Raw genomic sequence first — 15,473 nt, 5'->3', positions numbered from 1 at the left:
ACGGACGGCGCCACCCGCCGCCGGCGCTTCCTCACCTACCTGCTGGCCGCGCCCACCCTCACCGTCGCCGCCCGCCTCGGCCTCGACGCCGCCGCACCCACCACCGTGCAGGCCGCCCCGACCCCCGCCGGGGCCGCCGTGCCCGCCCGGGAGACCGCCCTCCCCCAGCAGCTGATCGGCCTGCCCGGCATCCCGGACATCGTCGACCTCGGCGACGCGATGATCATCGCCGGGCTGCCGACCTCGCACCTGCTGGTCCTCGAAGTCACCACCGCCGGGCGCGCCGCGCTGCACCTGCCCCGGCTGGAGGTCGGCCAGGGCCTCACCACCGCGATCGCCATGATCGTCGCCGAGGAGCTCGACGCCCGGCTCTCCGACGTCGACGTCCCGCTCTCCGACGCCCGCCCCGAACTGCAGTTCAACCAGCTGACCGGCGGCTCCAACTCGATCCGCTCGCTGTACGATCCGGTGCGCGCCGCGGCCGCCGCCGCCCGGGCCCGGCTGGTGACCGTCGCCGCCAAGCGCTGGAACGTTCCCGCGACCACCCTGCGCACCGCCGACTCCGCCGTCCTCGCCCCCGACGGCCGCCGCTTCGGCTACGGCGACCTCGCCGCCGAGGCCGCCACCGTCGCCGCACCCGCCGTCCCGGCCGTCCCCAAGACCGCCGACCAGCTGCGCCTGGTGGGCAGGCCGACCGGCCGGATCGACGCCCGCGACATCGTCACCGGCCGCGCCGAGTACGCCGGGGACCTCCGGATCCCGGGCGCCGTGCCCACCGTCGTCGCCCGCCCGGACACCGTCAACGGCACCCTCAGGTCACTCGACGCCTCCGCCGCCCGCGCCATGCCCGGGGTGCTCGGCGTGGTGCGGATCCCGAGCGGCGTCGCCGTCCTCGCCGAGACCTTCGACCAGGCGCTCAAGGCCCGCGACGCACTGCGCACCACCTGGAACCCGGGGCCGGTCGCGGGCCTGTCCGACGCCGACGTGCGCTCCCGGCTGCGCGCCGCCCACCTGCCGTCCCTCCCGCCGCCGCTGCTCTCCCACCGCGTGGAAGGGGAGTTCGACTTCGCCTTCGTCAACCACGCCCCGATGGAGGTGCTCACCGCGATCGCCGACGTCCGGCCGAACCGGGCCGAGCTGTGGTTCGCCGCGCAGAGCCCGATCCTCGCCCAGGGCACCATCGCCGCCGAACTCGGGCTGCCGGAGAACGCCGTCACCGTCCACGTGGTGCGCGGCGGCGGCTCGTTCGGCCGCCGGCTGTTCTTCGACGCCGCGCTGGAGGCCGCCCAGGTCTCCAAGGCCGCCAGCCGCCCGGTCAAGCTGATGTGGACCCGCAACGACGACATGCGCCACGGCCGGATGCGCCCGGCCAGCCACCACCTGATCCGCGCCACCTACGGCCTCGGCCAGGTGTTCAGCTGGGAGCACCACGTGGCCGGCGTCCGCACCGACCTCGGGCACGGCCTCGGCGACATGCTCACCGCCGCCGGCTACAACCTCCCACTGGCCGGGCTCACCGCCTCCGAACTGTTCTTCCTGCTCACCGAGAAGATCCCGTACGACGTCGGAGTGCCCACCCAGCTGCTCGCCGAGCTGCCCCTGGAACTGCACACCGGCAGCTGGCGCTCGGTCTACTCGGGCACCGTCCGGGTCGCCGACGAGATCATGATGGACGAACTCGCCCGCCGGATGGGCCAGGACGAGCTGGCCTTCCGCCGGGCCCGGATGCGCAGCGCCTCCGGGCGGGCGGTGCTGGACGAACTCGCCAAGAGAGGCAACTGGGGCCGCCCGATGCCCCCGGGCCAGGCCCAGGGCATCGGCTACCACGACGAGCACGGCGCCGGCGCCGCCTACCTGGTCGAACTGGACGCCACCGACCGGGCCGACCCCCGGGTGACCAAGGCCGTCGTCGTCGCCGACGTCGGCCGGGTGATCAACCCCAAGGGCCTGGAGGCCCAGCTCACCGGCGCGCTGGTCGACGGCATCTCGGTGATCCTGCAGGCCGGCAACCACCTGGACAACGGCGCCTTCCGGGAAGGCAGTTACGGCGACTTCCACTACGCCCGGCAGCGGCACACCCCGCCGGTGGTCGAGATCCACCTGATGCCCCCGAGCGGACCGCCCGGCGGTGCGGGCGAGCTGGGCGTCCCGGCTGCCTCCGCCGCCGTAGCCAACGCCTACGCCCGCGCGACCGGCACCGGCCCGCGCTCCTTCCCGATCAATTTCTGACCACCGGCACCTTCTGACCACCAGCTGAGGAATCCCGACTCCCGATGTCCACCCACACCTTCGTCCTCAACGGGCGGCCCGTCACCGTCGAAGCCCCGGACGACATGCCCATGCTCTGGGTGCTACGCGACAAGCTCGGCGTCACCGGCCCCAAGTACGGCTGCGGGGTGGGCGTCTGCCGTGCCTGCACCAGCCACCTGGACGGCCGGGAGTTCCAGCCCTGCACCCGTTCCGTCAAAGACTGCGCGGGGCACAGCGTCACCACCATCGAGGGGCTGGCCGACGGCGAGGTCCTGCACCCGGTCCAGGAGGCCTGGCTGGCCTGCGACGTCGCCCAGTGCGGCTTCTGCCAGCCCGGCCAGATCATGACCGCCGTCGCCCTGCTGCGCCACACCCCGAACCCGACGGACGCGGACATCGACCAGATCCAGAACATCTGCCGCTGCGGCAGCTACCCGCGCATCCGCGAGGCGATCAAACAGGCCGCCGCCCGGCAGGCCGCCAGGCCCTGAGCCGTCCCCCGTCTCGTCGCCGCCCCCGCATCCCCGCGCTCTGGCGCCACCGGACCAGACCACCTAGGCTGACCGGACCCGTCGCCGAGCCGGCAAGGATGACGCATGATCAGGCGCCGTTCACTGCTCGCCCTCGCGGGCCTGGGCGGGACCGCCGCCCTGCTGCCCGCCGGGCCCGCCCTGGCCGCACCGCCGCGCACCATCGACCTGCCCGCGCCCACCGTCGGCCGGCCGGTCGGCACCACGAGCCTGCACCTGGTCGACCACGACCGGCTCGACCCGTTCGCGCCCGCCCCCGGCCCGCGCGAACTGATGGTGCAGCTCTGGTACCCGGCACGCGGCACCGCCGGCCGGCCCCGCGCCCCCTACACCACCCCCCGGGTCGCGGCCGCGATCGAGCAGGTCCTGCCGCTGGACCCGGGCACCCTCGCCCGGGTCCGCCCCACCGCCCGCGCCGACGCGCCCGTCCGCCCCGGCCCGCTCCCCCTGCTGCTGCTCGGACACGGCCGCACGGGCGGACGCAGCAACTGCACCGCGCTGGCTGAGGAGTTGGCCGCGCACGGCTACCTCGTCGCGGCCGTCGACCACACCTACGACGCCGCCGCCGTCGAGTTCCCGGACGGCCGGCTGGTGCGCAGCGTCCTGTCGCAGGACCCGCCGGACCGGGATGCCGCCGAGCGCAAGGAGATCGCCGTGCGGGTCGGCGACCTGCGCTTCGTCACCGGCGAACTGACCGGCGGCCGGCTGCCGTTCCGGGTCGACGAGGGGCGGATCGGCGTGCTCGGCCACTCCATGGGCGGAGCCGCGGCCGCCGAGGCGCTGCGCCAGGACCCGCGCTTCCGGATCGGCCTCGACCTCGACGGCGGCCTGTTCGGCTCCCCCGTCCCGGAGCTCGGGCTGGACCGGCCGTTCCTGCTGCTCACCTCGATCGACGACCACGACACCTGGCAGCGCTGGCGCGAGCACCACCACGCGTGGGGGCGCCAGCTGCGCACCCTGGGCGCGGGCCACCTCAGCTTCACCGACCTGCCGCACGCCGCCGGCCCCGGCAACCTGCCGGGCCGCCTTCCCGCCGAGGTCTACGCGGCTCTGCTCGGCACCATCGCCCCCGACCGCGCCACCGCCCTCACCCGTACCTACGTCCGGGCCTTCGTCGACCGCTTCCTCCGCGACCGCCCCGCCCCGCTGCTCGACGCCCCGTCCCCGCGCTACCCCGAGGTCGGGTTCCGCTGGAGCCGCGGGTAGGGGGCTACGGGGCGAGGGCCGCCGCCGGGTCGCGGCCGAAGAAGGCCGCGAGCCGGTCGTACGCCGGGGCATCCTCGGGGACGGCGACGGCGGGGCCGAAGGCGTGGTGCTCCTCCTCGGCACCGCGGTACTCGGGGTTGAGGGCGCCGCCGGCCCAGGCGAGCGCGGCGAGCGCGACCTCGTGGTCCAGGCCCTCGGTGGACTGGCCGCTGGCTCGGGCCAAGTCCCAGCCGTGGACGGCGAATTCGGCGATCTGCTGGTCCACCGGAAAACGGGCCGGCAGGGTCCCGACACCGGGGACCTCCAGGGTGCCCCCGAGGTCACCGGCCGCGCGCCACGCGTCGACCAGCTCCTCCGCCCCGGCCTCGAAGGCGTGCAGCCAGTCCTCCTCGACCCGCTCGAAGGGCCGAGACCAGTCCGGCTGCCCGCCCTTCGCCCGTACGGTGAACTGCCGCAGGTCGTGCAGGAGGTGGCTGATCAGGTCACCGACGTCCCAGGAGCGGCACGGCGTCGGGTGGCCGGCCAGCTCGACGCCGGTGCCGTCGATCAGCCCGGCGGTCTGCGCGAGGGCCCGGGCGAGCAGCCCGATCGGGTCTTCCGCTGCGGTCATGGCACACCTCTCGGTACGGGGTCCCGGTGCGGGAGCACGGTGTCGTGCCGGGTGATCGTAAGCGCGGGCGCCGACAACCGCCCGGCACGACACCGTGCCCGCCGCTACCGCGGGTCAGGCGGCGAAGCCGCCGTCCACCGCCAGCTCGGCGCCGCTGACGTACCGGCCGTCCGGGCCCGCCAGGTAGGCGACGGCGGCGGCGACCTCCGCGCCGGTGCCGTAGCGGCCGAGCGCGGTGAGCCCGCTCTGGGCCTCCGCCGACGGGCCGTCGGCCGGGTTCATGTCGGTGTCGATCGGCCCGGGGTGGACCAGGTTGGCGGTGATCCCGCGCGGCCCGAGCTCCCGGGCCAGCGCCTTGGTCAGGCCGATCAGCGCGGCCTTGCTGGTCGCGTACAGCGTCGCGCCGGGGAAGGCGACGCGCTGGGCGATGCAGCTGCCGACGGTGACGATCCGCCCGCCGTCGGCCAGGTGCGCGGAGGCCGCCCGGGCGTACAGGAAGGGCGCCCGGACGTTCACCTCCAGCACCCGGTCGACGTCGTCCAGTGTGAGGTCGCCGATCGGGCCGAGGACGCCGACGCCGGCGTTGTTCACCAGGACGTCCAGCTTCCCGAACCGCTCGGCGACGGCCTCGACCACGCCCTGCACCGCCTGCGGGTCGGCGCTGTCCGCCCGCACGGCCCAGCCGGTCCGCCCCATCGCGGTGATCTTGGCTGCGACCTCTTCGGCCCGCTCCGCACCTCCCTGGTAGGTCAGCACCACGTCGGCGCCGTCCTCGGCCAGCCGCAGGGCGACCGCGGCCCCGATCCCCCGGCTGCCGCCGGTCACCAGCGCCACCTTGCCGTCGAGCACCGCCGCACCGTTCATCGTCATATCTCCAGAACTCCTGGTTCCGATCTCGGACATGACTCGATCCTGGTCCGCGGCGCTTCAAACCTCCGGCGGTATTCGGACGTTGCGTTCAACGTTCAACCACGCCTCGATGCGCCCTCGTCCCCGGCGTGCGCGCCGGCTACCGGTAGTACGACCCGACTGCCGGCTGGCCCGTGTAGTTCGGCCCGGCCGCCGGGTCGGCTCCGGCGTAGCCGAAGGGCAGCACGACCTTCCGTCCGCCGTCCAGGACCAGCAGGTGCCGGCGCGCCCGGTACTCGAAGCCTGCCGCCCGCAGCGCCGCCACCACCGCGCGGGCCGCGCCGGAGCCGTCCGGGCGGCGCACCGACTCCGCGTCAAAGTGGGCGGCGAACCGGCCGTTCGGCGTCAGCCAGGAGGCGGCGCGGGCGATCACGCCGAGCTGGTCGCCGAGGTAGTGCAGCCCGTGCACACAGGTGATCAGGTCGTAGGACCGCTCCGGCGCCCAGTCCGCGACGGCTGCCGTGACCAGACGCAGGTGTGGCAGCGCCGCCAGGTCCGGCGGCGGGGCCAGCGGGCCGACCAGGTCCACGCCGGTCAGTTCCACGCCCGCCCGTGGGGCTCCGGCCCGTGCCGCCCCCGGGGCCGGCCGCCGCGCCGCCTCCACCAGCGCCCGGCCCTCGCCACTGCACAGGTCCAGCCACCCCGGCGTCGTGCCGCCGTGCTGCGTCAGCCAGTCCAGCGGGTCGAAGCCGAGCTCGCGGGCGTAGCTGTTCACCCCGTTGAGCCCGCGTTCGCGGTTCATGGTGCTGTTGGCCACCACCGGGGAGGCGGTGAGCTCACTGTCGCCGATCAGTCGGACCATCGGCCGACCCTACCGGCGCGGGGAACAGGCCGGGAACGGCCCGGAACACACCGAAACCGGCCGGAACGCCCCGGAACCGGCCGGAGCGGCCACCCCGGTGCAGGGGCGGCCGCTCGGCCGGTCGGCAGGGCTACGTCAGGCGGCTTCCCGTCAGACGGTCAGCATCTGGCCCGGGAAGATCAGGTCCGGGTCGCCGCCGATGGTGCGCGCGTTCTTCCGGTAGAGGCTGTCCGTGTCGGTGCCGAACTTGGCCGCGATGTCGCTCAGGGTGTCACCGCTCCTGACGGTGTAGCCGCCACCGGCGGTGTTCTTCGGCGCGACCGGCGCGGACTGCACCGGCTTGGCCGAGGGCCGCCCCTTGGGCGCCTGCGGCTCGGCCGCGGGCTTGGCGGCAGCGGCAGCGGGCTTGGCGGCGGGCTTCGCCGCCCTGGTGCTCGGAGCGGCCGCCTTGGCCGGCGTGCCGGCCGAGGCGTCGACGGCGGCCGGAGCGCCGCCCTTGCCCAGACCCGCCTTCTGCGAGCAGACGGGCCAGGCGCCCGGGCCCTGCGAGGCGAGGACCTTCTCCGCGACGGCGATCTGCTGCGCCCTGGTCGCCTTGTTGGCCTGGGAGGCGTACGCGGTCCCGCCGTACGCGGCCCAGGTGGACGGGGTGAACTGCAGTCCGCCGTGGAAGCCGTTGCCGGTGCTGATGCTCCAGTTCCCGCCGCTCTCGCACTGGGCGACGGCGTCCCAGGCCGAGGCGGTAGCGGCGGAGGCCGAGGTGGCCGTGACGAGGCCGGCCACCGGCAGGGCCGCGACGGCGGCTCCCGCGACGACCGCCATCCGTACGCGGTTGCGCTTGGTGGTGGCGGTGGTGTCGGTGGCAGCGGCGGTCTCGTGACGGGGATTCATACAGGTCCTCTCGACAAGTCCCGGGTGGGCATGCGGAACCAGGCCCGGGACATGGGCCGGCAGTTGTTCGCTCACCTCACTCGACGGGCGGCCGGACACGTGTCGGACGTGCCGTGCCGCCCCGGTCACCTCCGCACGCCGACGGCCTGTTCGAGCCGGCCTGGTCGGCGGGCACCGCCCTCGCGCCGCGGGTCAGTCGGCGGGCAGTGCGTCGGGGTGAACCCGGGTGGCGCTCGTTGCGCCGCCAATGAAGCTAGGGGCCATCACCCGGACGCAGCAAGCAATTCTTGGACGTCGCAGGTCAGTTGACTGTTACCGGCGGTATCGATCAAGAAATCATGCCCGATTTGACCATTTTTGACCGAATTTTCAAGATCAAACGGTCACATTCCGTGCCATCACTCACACCTGTCCATCCGAGAAAGCCGGCACACCATCCACGCGGAGGAACCGTCAGCTGACGCACCGTCACCACCGCACCCGGAGTTCCCGGTTCCGCGCCGCCGCCGAGTGGAATCCGTCACGCCCGACACTCATGGTGACTGCGAAAGCACCCTCAGCGACGGCCGTCGAGCTCCGCATCCCGCGCCAGCAGCGCCGCCTGGACCCGGTTCTCGCAGCCCAGCTTGGCCAGGATCCGGCTGACGTAGGTCTTCACCGTCGCCTCACTCATGTGGATCCGCGCCCCCGCGTCGGCGTTGGACAGACCCTCTCCGAGCAGCGCCAACACCTCCAGCTCGCGCGGGGTGAGCACCTCCAGCCGGCGCCGCGCCGCCACGCCGCGGGCGGCCAGCGAGGCGCTGCGCCCGGAGGCCAGCGAGTCGACGATGTGCCGGGTGGCGGCCGGGGAGAGGAAGGCGTTCCCACCCGCCGCCGCCCGGACGGCCTGGATCAGCTCGTTCGGCGCGGTGTCCTTGAGCAGGAAGCCGGCACCGCCCTCGGTCACGGCGCGCAGGACGTTCTCGCGCTCCCCGAAGGTGGTGAGGATCAGCGCCCGCGCGCCGGGGGCGGCCTTTGCCAGCTCCCCGAGCGCCGTCAGCCCGTCCATCACCGGCATCTGGATGTCCAGCAGCACCACGTCCACCCGGTGCGCCCGCGCGAGCTCCAGCGCCTCCCGGCCGTCGGCGGCCTCCGCGACCACCTCGATGTCGTCGGCGGAGCCGAGGATCATCCTGATCCCGGCCCGGATCAGCGGCTCGTCGTCGGCGACGAGGACTCGGATCACGCTGGTCATTCCCCTCGAACGGTGCTTCGGCTGCGGCACCATCCTCACATCCCGGCGGCATCCCTCCGAACCACCCCGATCCGGACCACCACGCTCTGAACCGGCCCGGCCCGTCCCGGTCGAAGCACCCGCCCGCGCACGGGGGCACTCAGCTCTTCGCCACGTACTCCTGCTTCTCCACCAACGCCCCGTCCCGGAAGCAGAACCGCGCCACGTGCTCCTCGTTCCAGCCGGCGCCGGGCGCACCGCTCAGGACGTACCAGCGGCAGTGCGCGCCCGCCGGCACCTCGGGCCCTGTCCCCTTGTAGGTGTCGGTGAAGAAGTCGTTGCCGCGCGGCAGCGTCTGCAGCACCTCGGACTCTGCGGTGCCGAGCCTGATCTGGTCGTACATCGGCATCTGCACGGTCGCGTCGTTGGTGCCCTTGACGAAGGCGACCACGCCCCAGACCAGCAGGCCGAGCACGATCAGCCCGATCACGACCACCCCGAGGGCGCAGCCCACCGCCGGGCTGCGCCGCCTGCGCTCCGGTTCCTCGACCGGCAACGGGCCGTCCGGCATCCAGCCCTCGGCCCCGTCCGTGGCCTCCGCCTCCGCCCCTTCGTACGGCAGGACGGCCGCCAGCCGGAAGCCCTGCTCCGGCGTGGGCCCGGCGTGCACCATGCCGCCGACCAGCCGGGCGCGCTCCCGCAGGCCGGTCAGCCCCTGACCGCCGCTGACCGCCGCGCCCACGCCGACGCGTGCGCCCACGAGCTCCGGCGCGCGACTGTTCGTCACCTCCACCACCAGGGCGTCCGGCTCGTACCGCAGCGCGACACCGATCGGCGCGCCGGGGGCGTGCTTGTGTGCGTTGGTGAGCGCCTCCTGCACGATCCGGTACGCCGCGTGGTCGACCGCGGCCGGCAGCGGACGCCGCTCGCCCTCCCGGGTGAGCTCGATCTCCGCCCCGGCCGCCCGGGAGGACTCCACCAGCCCCTCGACCCCGTCCGCGCCGCCCCGGGCCGGCGTCCCTGCAGCCGTCCCGGTGCCGGGCGGCAGCGCCGTCGACTCGTCGTGCAGCACCCCGACCACCTCGCGCAGCTCGCGCATCGCCGCGACCGCCGCCTGCCGCAGCACTCCGACCGCCTCGCGCTGCCGGTCGGTGAGCGTCCGGTCCACCTCCAGCGCACCCGAGTGCACCGAGATCAGCGCCAGCTGGTGGCCCAGGCTGTCGTGCATGTCCTGGGCGATCCGGTGCCGCTCGCGCAGCCGCGCCTGGTGCACCACCATGACCCGCTCGCGCAGCAGCTGCTCGTTGCGCTCGCGCAGCGCGTCCAGCAGGGCGCGGCGCTGTGCCCGGTAGCGGCCGTAGAGCGCGGGCAGCACGGCGATCACCAGGAAGAAGCCGAGCGACAGCGACAGGAGCAGCTTCGGCGAGAACGAGGCGCCGTCCTTCAGCACGCCCGTCACGGTGAACAGCACCCAGCTCACGACGAAGGTGCCGACCAGCGACCAGACCCGGCGGATCCGCGCGCCGGCCGTCCAGCCCGCGCAGACCAGCATCGGCATCGGCCCGGCCCCCCAGCCGGCCAGGGCCGCGGCGGCGAGCAGCACGGTGGCCGGCAACCCCTTGCGCAGCACCCACAGCGCCGCGACGGCGAGGCCGAAGGGCACCGCCAGGCCGGTGTTGGAGAGCAGCTCCAACAGGGCGGCGAACCCGCCCATCAGCAGGGCGAGCACGGCCTCGCCCACCACCCGCCGGGGCCGCCAGGGCCCCGGCAGAGCTGTCCGTACCACCGTGTTCCAGGCCCGCGCGATCGCTTCCACGCGTCGAGGCTATCGGTCCGGACGGAGCCCCCGCCGTCCTCCTTCGTCGTCGCCTCGTGCCGACGAAAGTCGCCTGGTCGGGCCCCGTCTTACGGCCGCTCAGCCGAAAGCCGTGAGCAGCAGCGCCACGTCGTCCACCCGGTGGGTCGAGCCGACCTCGCGCAGCAGCCGCTCGGCCGCGTGCTCCAGCCCCTCCCCCGCCACGGCCCGGGCCGCGTACCAGCGGCCCCACCGGTCGCGTGCGGATGGCGCATGCTCTTGTGCCGGCCCCGGAGCCCGGCGCGCACCGGCACGGACGGCATGCCGGGCACATCCCGTCGCGCCACCGGTCAACCTCGGGGGATCCGCCCGGGTGCGATCGTCCCGGCCGTCACGGCGTACCTCCGGTGGGCTCCCGGGCGGGCCTCGTACGGGGTGCCACGACCCCGTGTACGGGCGTTGCGGGGGTTTGGGACGGTTCGGGAGCCGTTCGATATTCTCCGGGCGGGTGGCGGCGTGAGGCCGCCGGTGGGGAAGCGAGAGCCGCATGCAGTCGCCGTCGTCCGGGGGTCCCGCGCGTGGAACGTCGTGGCAGTGGGACGAGGAAACCGCCGGCGGCGAGGCCTCCGAGGACGTGATCGCGGGCGGCGGGGTGCGCCCGCGGCCGAGCCGGCGCCGGATGCTGGTCGGGGCCGGGGTGCTCGCAGCGGGCGGGGCCGCCTGGGCGTTCGGCCGTTCGGGTGTCGGTGGCGCCCTCCCGACGCCGGAGCCGACCAGGCCGAATCCGACCGCGCTGTCCGGGCCGACGCCGGTCTGGACCTACCGCGGCCCGGAGGCGATGACCCCGGAGCGGCTCACCGACCCGCCGGGCCGCCCGGTCTACCTCTCCAAGAACGGTCTGCAGGTCCTCGACCCCGCCAAGGGCACCGCCGCCCGGCTGCTGGTCGTCGACCCGCCGGCCGCCCGCAGCTGGCCCAGCGACCTCGACATGCTCGGCAAGGTGGTGGTCGGGCCGGAACACCTCTTCACCACCTACGAGGGCCACGTCGAGGCCCGTCACTTCACCGACCCCGCCGCCGACTGGAGCCGGCCGCTGCCCGACGAGCTCCAGGGGCAGATCCGCCTCGCCGGCTACGACCGCTCCGGCCCCGGCGTCCTCTACGGCTACTCCTGGGGCCGCCCGCAGGCCGACGGCACCCCGACGGACAACCGCCTCTTCGCGCTGCGGGTCACCGACCGCGCGCTGCTCTGGTCCGTCCGCACCGAGCGGGAGGAGCAGCCCGTCATCCCCACCACCCACAGCGGAGGCGGCCTCCTCGCCTGCGCCCGTTTCCTCGGCGGCCGCGCCGAGCTGGTGGCCCGGGACGCCGCCACCGGCCGCGAGCGGTGGACCGCCCCCGGTGACGAGGACCTTCGCTGGTGCGTCACCGGCTCGGGGAACTTCTACGTCCCCGACGGCAACGGCGGCGTGCGCATGCTGCAGGCCACGGGCGAGCCGGGCTGGACGTACTCCCCCGCCCGTGGCGAGTCCCGGCGGGCCCTGCCGCCCCTCCACGACGGCTCGCAGGTGTACATCCCGTGGGACCAGGGCGTCGTCACCTGCCACGAGTCGCACTCCGGAACCGTGCTCTGGTCCTGCCGACTGCCGTTCCCGCTGGACCGCCGCACCCGTCCGCTGGTCGGCGACAGGACACTGTTCGTCCCGGGTACGGCGGTCGGCGGGGTCAGCGCGATCCACACCTCGACCGGCGAGCTGGGGTGGACCTTCCACGACTCGGGCCCGGGCAAGGACGTCTGGACGCTCGCCTTCGACGGAAACCTCCTCTACGCGGGTCACGACGACATCCTGCACGCCCTCCCCCTGCGCTGAGCGCCCCGACGAAACGACAGGACCACACGAAACGGCAGGACGACCCGATGCAGGTACGCCCGATCTCCCCCGACAACCTGGCCGAGCTGCTCGCCGACCGCATCACCGCCCTGTCCGACGCCGGTGGCCGGCGCCTGCGGGTCGCCGTGGACGGCGCGGCCGCCGCCCGGCCCGAAGCGCTCGCCGACTCCCTGGTGGAGCCGCTGCGGCTGCGCGGCCACCCGACGCTGCGGGTCTCGGCCTCCGGCTTCCTGCGCCCTGCCTCGATCCGGCTGGAGTACGGCCACCAGGACGCGGACGCCTTCCACGACCTCTGGCTGGACGACGGCGCCCTGCTGCGCGAGGTGCTCGACCCGCTGGAGCCGGGCGGCAGCGGCCGCGTCCTGCCCTCCCTGCGCGACCCGGTCACCGACCGGTCGACCCGCGCCCCGTACACCGAACTCCCGCCCGGCGGCGTGCTGTTGCTGGACGGCGCCCTGCTGCTCGGCCGCTGGCTGCCGCTGGAGCTGACCGTCCACCTGGCCCTCGGCCCGGCCGCACTGGCCCGCCGCACCCCGGCCGACCAGCAGTGGACGCTGCCCGCCTTCGCCCGCTACGAGGCGGAGACCGGGCCCGCCGAGGCGGCCGACGTCACCGTACGGGTGGACGACCCCCGCCACCCCGCGCTGGTCGAGCGGCCGTGACCTCCGGGGCCGGGCCGCGCTGGCAGTACGGGCACCAGTACACCGACCGGTCGCGCGGCGGCGAGCCCTGCCGCCCGGTGACCACCGGGGTGACGCAGCGCGGGCAGGGCCGTCCGGCCCGGCCGTAGACCCAGTGCTGGTAGCCGGGCCGGGTGTCGCCGGTGGTGATGTGGCCGGGGCGCAGCTTGTTGGCCTCCAGCATCTGTCGGGCGCGCTCCACCAGCCGGTCGGGGTGCGGGAGTTCGCCGACCTCGGTCCAGGGGGTGACGCCCGCCACGAAGCACAGCTCGTTGGCGTAGACGTTGCCGATCCCGGCGAGGTTGCGCTGGTCGAGCAGGGCCTCGACGAGCGGGCGGCCCGGGCGGGCGAGGAGCCGGCGGACGGCCTCGACCGGGTCCCAGTCGGGGCCGAGCAGGTCGGGGCCGAGGTGGCCGACGATCCGCCGTTCGTCGGCGGTGCGCAGCAGTTCGACGACGGGCAGCCGGTAGCCGACGGCGGTGCCCCGGTCGGTGCCGAGGACGGCGCGGATCTGCCGGTCGGGGCCGCCGGTCCACCGCTCGCCGGGGCGGTAGACCTCCCAGCGGCCGTCCATCCGCAGGTGGGTGTGGAGGGTGAGGCCGCCGTCGAAGCGGGCGAGCAGGTGCTTGCCGCGCGGGGCGACCTCCAGCACCCGGCGGCCGGTGAGGTCGGCGGTGGCGTGCGCGGGCACCCGCAGGTCGGCGCTGGTCAGCGGCTGTCCGGCGAGGGCCTCGTGCAAGTGGGCCGCCGCGCGGTAGACGGAGTCACCTTCTGGCATGCCTCCATTCTGGTCCGTGCGGCGGCCCGGCGCGGTATCGACCCCGGTGCGCTACGCCGACTGCTCCGGGGCGGTCTGGCCCTCGCGCACCACGACCACCGGGCAGGGCGCGTGCTCGGTGAGATGGCGGCTGACCGAGCCGAGCAGCACGCCGGTGAAGCCGCCCAGGCCCCGGCTTCCGACGACGATCAGAGCGGCGCCCTTGGCGGCCTCCAGCAGCGCCCGGGCGGCGTTGCCGGGCATCACGCTCTCGGTGATCCGTACGCCGGCGTCGTCGCCGGCCACCTTGGTGATGGCCTCGCTGAGGGTCTTCCCGGCAATCTCCTCGGGGTTGAAGGTCTCGACGGTCGGCACGCCCTGCCCGGCCCAACCGTAGAAGGCCGGGTACTCCCAGGCGGCGATCGCGTGGACCGTCCCGCCGACGGCCCGCGCGTAGTCGATCGCCCAGCGCAGCGCCTGCTCCGAGGCGGGCGAGCCGTCCACGCCGACGACGATCCGGGGATTGGCACTCATGCCCTTGCTCCTTCGGTTGCTCCTGATCGGTCCGGACCCTCTGAACATAGATCAAATCGGACAAACGGTCGGTATCTGCCACGCCGGAAGCGGCCCGCCGCATTCAATTCCAAGTGCGACGGGCGGTCAGGAGCTGGGAGGATGCCCGGATGCCGAGCAAACCGCGCCGTCGTACCGGCGGCTTCGCCGAGGTCCTGGCCGCCCTGCCGCCCAAGGACGAGGACGACGACAGCTGGGTGCTCCACGACCCGCTGAAGTCGGGCGGCTTCGTGGACTCCGAAGGACGCTACTGGCGGCTGGCCCGCGGCCCGGTGGACCGGCGGCTGGCGAAGCGGCTGGCGGTCCACGCGGACGAGATGACGCTGGGCCTGTGGGGCCGGCTGCACGAGGCCTCACCGGGCTTCTTCGTGCCTTCCCTGCTCGCCCCCGAGGAACGCCCGGGCGCCTGGCTGGAGGCCTCTGCCCTGGAATACCTGGCGTACGAGTTCCGCGCCTCGGGCGGCCGGACGCTGCTCTACCTCGTGGTGTTCTGCTGAGCCGCCCTCCAGGCCGACCGAGACTCGACTCAACTCCGGTAGGCGGCCCAGGAGTTGGCCATCCGTTGGACCTGGCCCGGGGTGAACTGGGTCATGCAGGAGTCATAGCTGTAGTCCATGAAGTTGTGGATCGGGTCGAGCCCTGGGCCGGGGCAGGTGTCGCGGCCCTCGGGGCAGCCGGAGGCGGCGGTGCGCTCGGCCGGGGTGTCGTCCACGTAGTCGCCCGGGGCCCGGCAGCCGCCCTGGAAGGTGTGGAGGAGGCCGAGCCAGTGGCCGATCTCGTGGGTCGCGGTGTTGCCCTCGTCGTAGTGGGTGGCGGCGCCGCCCGGCAGGGAGGCGTCGAGCACCACGACGCCGTCGTCGGTCGGGTTCGTCCGGTACGCGTTCGGGAACGTCGACCAGCCGAGCAGGGACTTGCCGAGCCGGGCGGTGTAGAGGTTGAGGGTGCCCTGGTCCCCCTTGCGCAGGGTGGTCTTCATCGCCCGCTCGGCCGGCGAGCCCGGGGTCATGCCGGTGTACCAGGAGGCGTTGTCGGTCCAGTCCGTGCCGACCAGCTGGAAGTGGAACGGGCTCGGGGCGTTGCCCTCGCCCTGGCCGCCGTAGCTGCTGTTGAGGTGGTCGATCTGGCCCGCGACGGCGGCCTGGTCAAGCCGTCCGGCGCCGCCGTCGTGGATCACGTGGACGAACACCGGGACGGTGGTGGGAACGGCGGCCCGGACCCGGCCGGTGCCCAGTTCGGCGAGCCGCTGGTCGAGGTCGGCCTGCATCGCCCGGGCCTGCGCGGCGCTGACCTCGTTCGGGTCCCGGCCCGGGCGGCTGCCGGCCGGCAGCCGCGCCGCGGCACCAGCACCAGCACCGGCCGCACCGAC

The 15,473-nt window shown here is 74.5% G+C and carries 15 protein-coding genes; 6 read left to right on the top strand and 9 right to left on the bottom strand.

What is annotated here, in order from left to right; translation table 11 throughout:
• The 3 genes from KS423_RS47420 to KS423_RS19445 all read left to right on the top strand — a co-directional run.
• A partial coding sequence (locus tag KS423_RS47420) for a xanthine dehydrogenase family protein molybdopterin-binding subunit (protein WP_263455025.1) occupies positions 1 to 2,229 on the top strand: 2,229 nt, incomplete at its 5' end.
• 44 nt (positions 2,230 to 2,273) lie between these two features.
• A complete protein-coding gene (locus tag KS423_RS19450; RefSeq protein WP_224280823.1) occupies positions 2,274 to 2,741 on the top strand; it encodes a (2Fe-2S)-binding protein in 468 nt (155 codons plus the stop codon).
• 105 nt (positions 2,742 to 2,846) lie between these two features.
• Entirely contained in the window at positions 2,847 to 3,986 is a 1,140-nt protein-coding gene (locus tag KS423_RS19445) for an alpha/beta hydrolase (RefSeq protein ID WP_224280822.1), read from the top strand.
• A 4-nt stretch (positions 3,987 to 3,990) separates the two neighbouring features.
• On the opposite strand, the gene KS423_RS19440 is transcribed toward KS423_RS19445, so the two are convergent.
• The 6 genes from KS423_RS19440 to KS423_RS19410 form a co-directional block, all read right to left on the bottom strand.
• On the bottom strand, positions 3,991 to 4,596 hold the full coding sequence (locus KS423_RS19440; RefSeq protein ID WP_224280821.1) for a TIGR03086 family metal-binding protein: 606 nt from the start codon (positions 4,594 to 4,596) through the stop codon (positions 3,991 to 3,993).
• Positions 4,597 to 4,710: 114 nt separating this feature from the next.
• Positions 4,711 to 5,499, bottom strand: a complete 789-nt coding sequence (locus KS423_RS19435; RefSeq protein ID WP_224280820.1) for an SDR family NAD(P)-dependent oxidoreductase — start codon at positions 5,497 to 5,499, stop codon at positions 4,711 to 4,713.
• Positions 5,500 to 5,605: 106 nt separating this feature from the next.
• On the bottom strand, positions 5,606 to 6,307 hold the full coding sequence (locus tag KS423_RS19430) for a trans-aconitate 2-methyltransferase (RefSeq protein WP_224280819.1): 702 nt from the start codon (positions 6,305 to 6,307) through the stop codon (positions 5,606 to 5,608).
• 150 nt (positions 6,308 to 6,457) lie between these two features.
• Positions 6,458 to 7,198, bottom strand: coding sequence for a transglycosylase family protein (locus KS423_RS48050; protein WP_308020218.1), 741 nt, complete (start codon positions 7,196 to 7,198; stop codon positions 6,458 to 6,460).
• Between the two features lie 556 nt (positions 7,199 to 7,754).
• Positions 7,755 to 8,423 (bottom strand): response regulator transcription factor, encoded by a 669-nt coding sequence (locus KS423_RS19415; RefSeq protein ID WP_224280824.1) that lies wholly within the window; start codon positions 8,421 to 8,423, stop codon positions 7,755 to 7,757.
• A 148-nt stretch (positions 8,424 to 8,571) separates the two neighbouring features.
• Complete coding sequence (locus tag KS423_RS19410; protein WP_224280818.1) at positions 8,572 to 10,227, bottom strand: histidine kinase; 1,656 nt, start codon at positions 10,225 to 10,227, stop codon at positions 8,572 to 8,574.
• Between the two features lie 526 nt (positions 10,228 to 10,753).
• Here KS423_RS19410 and KS423_RS19405 point away from each other — a divergent pair.
• Both KS423_RS19405 and KS423_RS19400 read left to right on the top strand, forming a co-directional pair.
• Positions 10,754 to 12,076: a PQQ-binding-like beta-propeller repeat protein gene (locus KS423_RS19405; RefSeq protein WP_224280817.1), complete on the top strand. Its 1,323-nt coding sequence runs from the start codon at positions 10,754 to 10,756 to the stop codon at positions 12,074 to 12,076.
• Positions 12,077 to 12,123: 47 nt separating this feature from the next.
• Complete coding sequence (locus KS423_RS19400; RefSeq protein WP_224280816.1) at positions 12,124 to 12,759, top strand: uridine kinase; 636 nt, start codon at positions 12,124 to 12,126, stop codon at positions 12,757 to 12,759.
• Here KS423_RS19400 and KS423_RS19395 read toward each other — a convergent pair.
• Complete coding sequence (locus KS423_RS19395; protein WP_224280815.1) at positions 12,707 to 13,555, bottom strand: DNA-formamidopyrimidine glycosylase family protein; 849 nt, start codon at positions 13,553 to 13,555, stop codon at positions 12,707 to 12,709. The two genes, KS423_RS19400 and KS423_RS19395, sit on opposite strands and share 53 nt — an antisense overlap.
• Positions 13,556 to 13,606: 51 nt before the next feature.
• Positions 13,607 to 14,068: a universal stress protein gene (locus KS423_RS19390; RefSeq protein WP_224280814.1), complete on the bottom strand. Its 462-nt coding sequence runs from the start codon at positions 14,066 to 14,068 to the stop codon at positions 13,607 to 13,609.
• Positions 14,069 to 14,217: 149 nt separating this feature from the next.
• Here KS423_RS19390 and KS423_RS19385 point away from each other — a divergent pair, with 149 nt between their 5' ends.
• A complete protein-coding gene (locus tag KS423_RS19385) occupies positions 14,218 to 14,604 on the top strand; it encodes a hypothetical protein (RefSeq protein ID WP_224280813.1) in 387 nt (128 codons plus the stop codon).
• Positions 14,605 to 14,633: 29 nt separating this feature from the next.
• Here KS423_RS19385 and KS423_RS19380 read toward each other — a convergent pair.
• A partial coding sequence (locus KS423_RS19380) for a zinc metalloprotease (RefSeq protein ID WP_224280812.1) occupies positions 14,634 to 15,473 on the bottom strand: 840 nt, incomplete at its 5' end.

Origin of the sequence: Streptomyces sp. LS1784, from assembly GCF_020103755.1 — a bacterium.
Taxonomy (GTDB): Bacteria; Actinomycetota; Actinomycetes; order Streptomycetales; family Streptomycetaceae; genus Kitasatospora.
This window is presented reverse-complemented; position numbering and strand designations above follow the sequence as displayed.

What these genes read in the sequence shown, in the direction of transcription:
- KS423_RS19450 (WP_224280823.1), top strand. Translation starts at nt 2,274, where the DNA reads ATGTCCACCCACACCTTCGTCCTCAACGGGCGGCCCGTCACCGTCGAA.
- KS423_RS19445 (WP_224280822.1), top strand. Translation starts at nt 2,847, where the DNA reads ATGATCAGGCGCCGTTCACTGCTCGCCCTCGCGGGCCTGGGCGGGACC.
- KS423_RS19440 (WP_224280821.1), bottom strand. Translation starts at nt 4,596, where the DNA reads ATGACCGCAGCGGAAGACCCGATCGGGCTGCTCGCCCGGGCCCTCGCG.
- KS423_RS19435 (WP_224280820.1), bottom strand. Translation starts at nt 5,499, where the DNA reads ATGTCCGAGATCGGAACCAGGAGTTCTGGAGATATGACGATGAACGGT.
- KS423_RS19430 (WP_224280819.1), bottom strand. Translation starts at nt 6,307, where the DNA reads ATGGTCCGACTGATCGGCGACAGTGAGCTCACCGCCTCCCCGGTGGTG.
- KS423_RS48050 (WP_308020218.1), bottom strand. Translation starts at nt 7,198, where the DNA reads ATGAATCCCCGTCACGAGACCGCCGCTGCCACCGACACCACCGCCACC.
- KS423_RS19405 (WP_224280817.1), top strand. Translation starts at nt 10,754, where the DNA reads ATGCAGTCGCCGTCGTCCGGGGGTCCCGCGCGTGGAACGTCGTGGCAG.
- KS423_RS19400 (WP_224280816.1), top strand. Translation starts at nt 12,124, where the DNA reads ATGCAGGTACGCCCGATCTCCCCCGACAACCTGGCCGAGCTGCTCGCC.
- KS423_RS19395 (WP_224280815.1), bottom strand. Translation starts at nt 13,555, where the DNA reads ATGCCAGAAGGTGACTCCGTCTACCGCGCGGCGGCCCACTTGCACGAG.
- KS423_RS19390 (WP_224280814.1), bottom strand. Translation starts at nt 14,068, where the DNA reads ATGAGTGCCAATCCCCGGATCGTCGTCGGCGTGGACGGCTCGCCCGCC.
- KS423_RS19385 (WP_224280813.1), top strand. Translation starts at nt 14,218, where the DNA reads ATGCCGAGCAAACCGCGCCGTCGTACCGGCGGCTTCGCCGAGGTCCTG.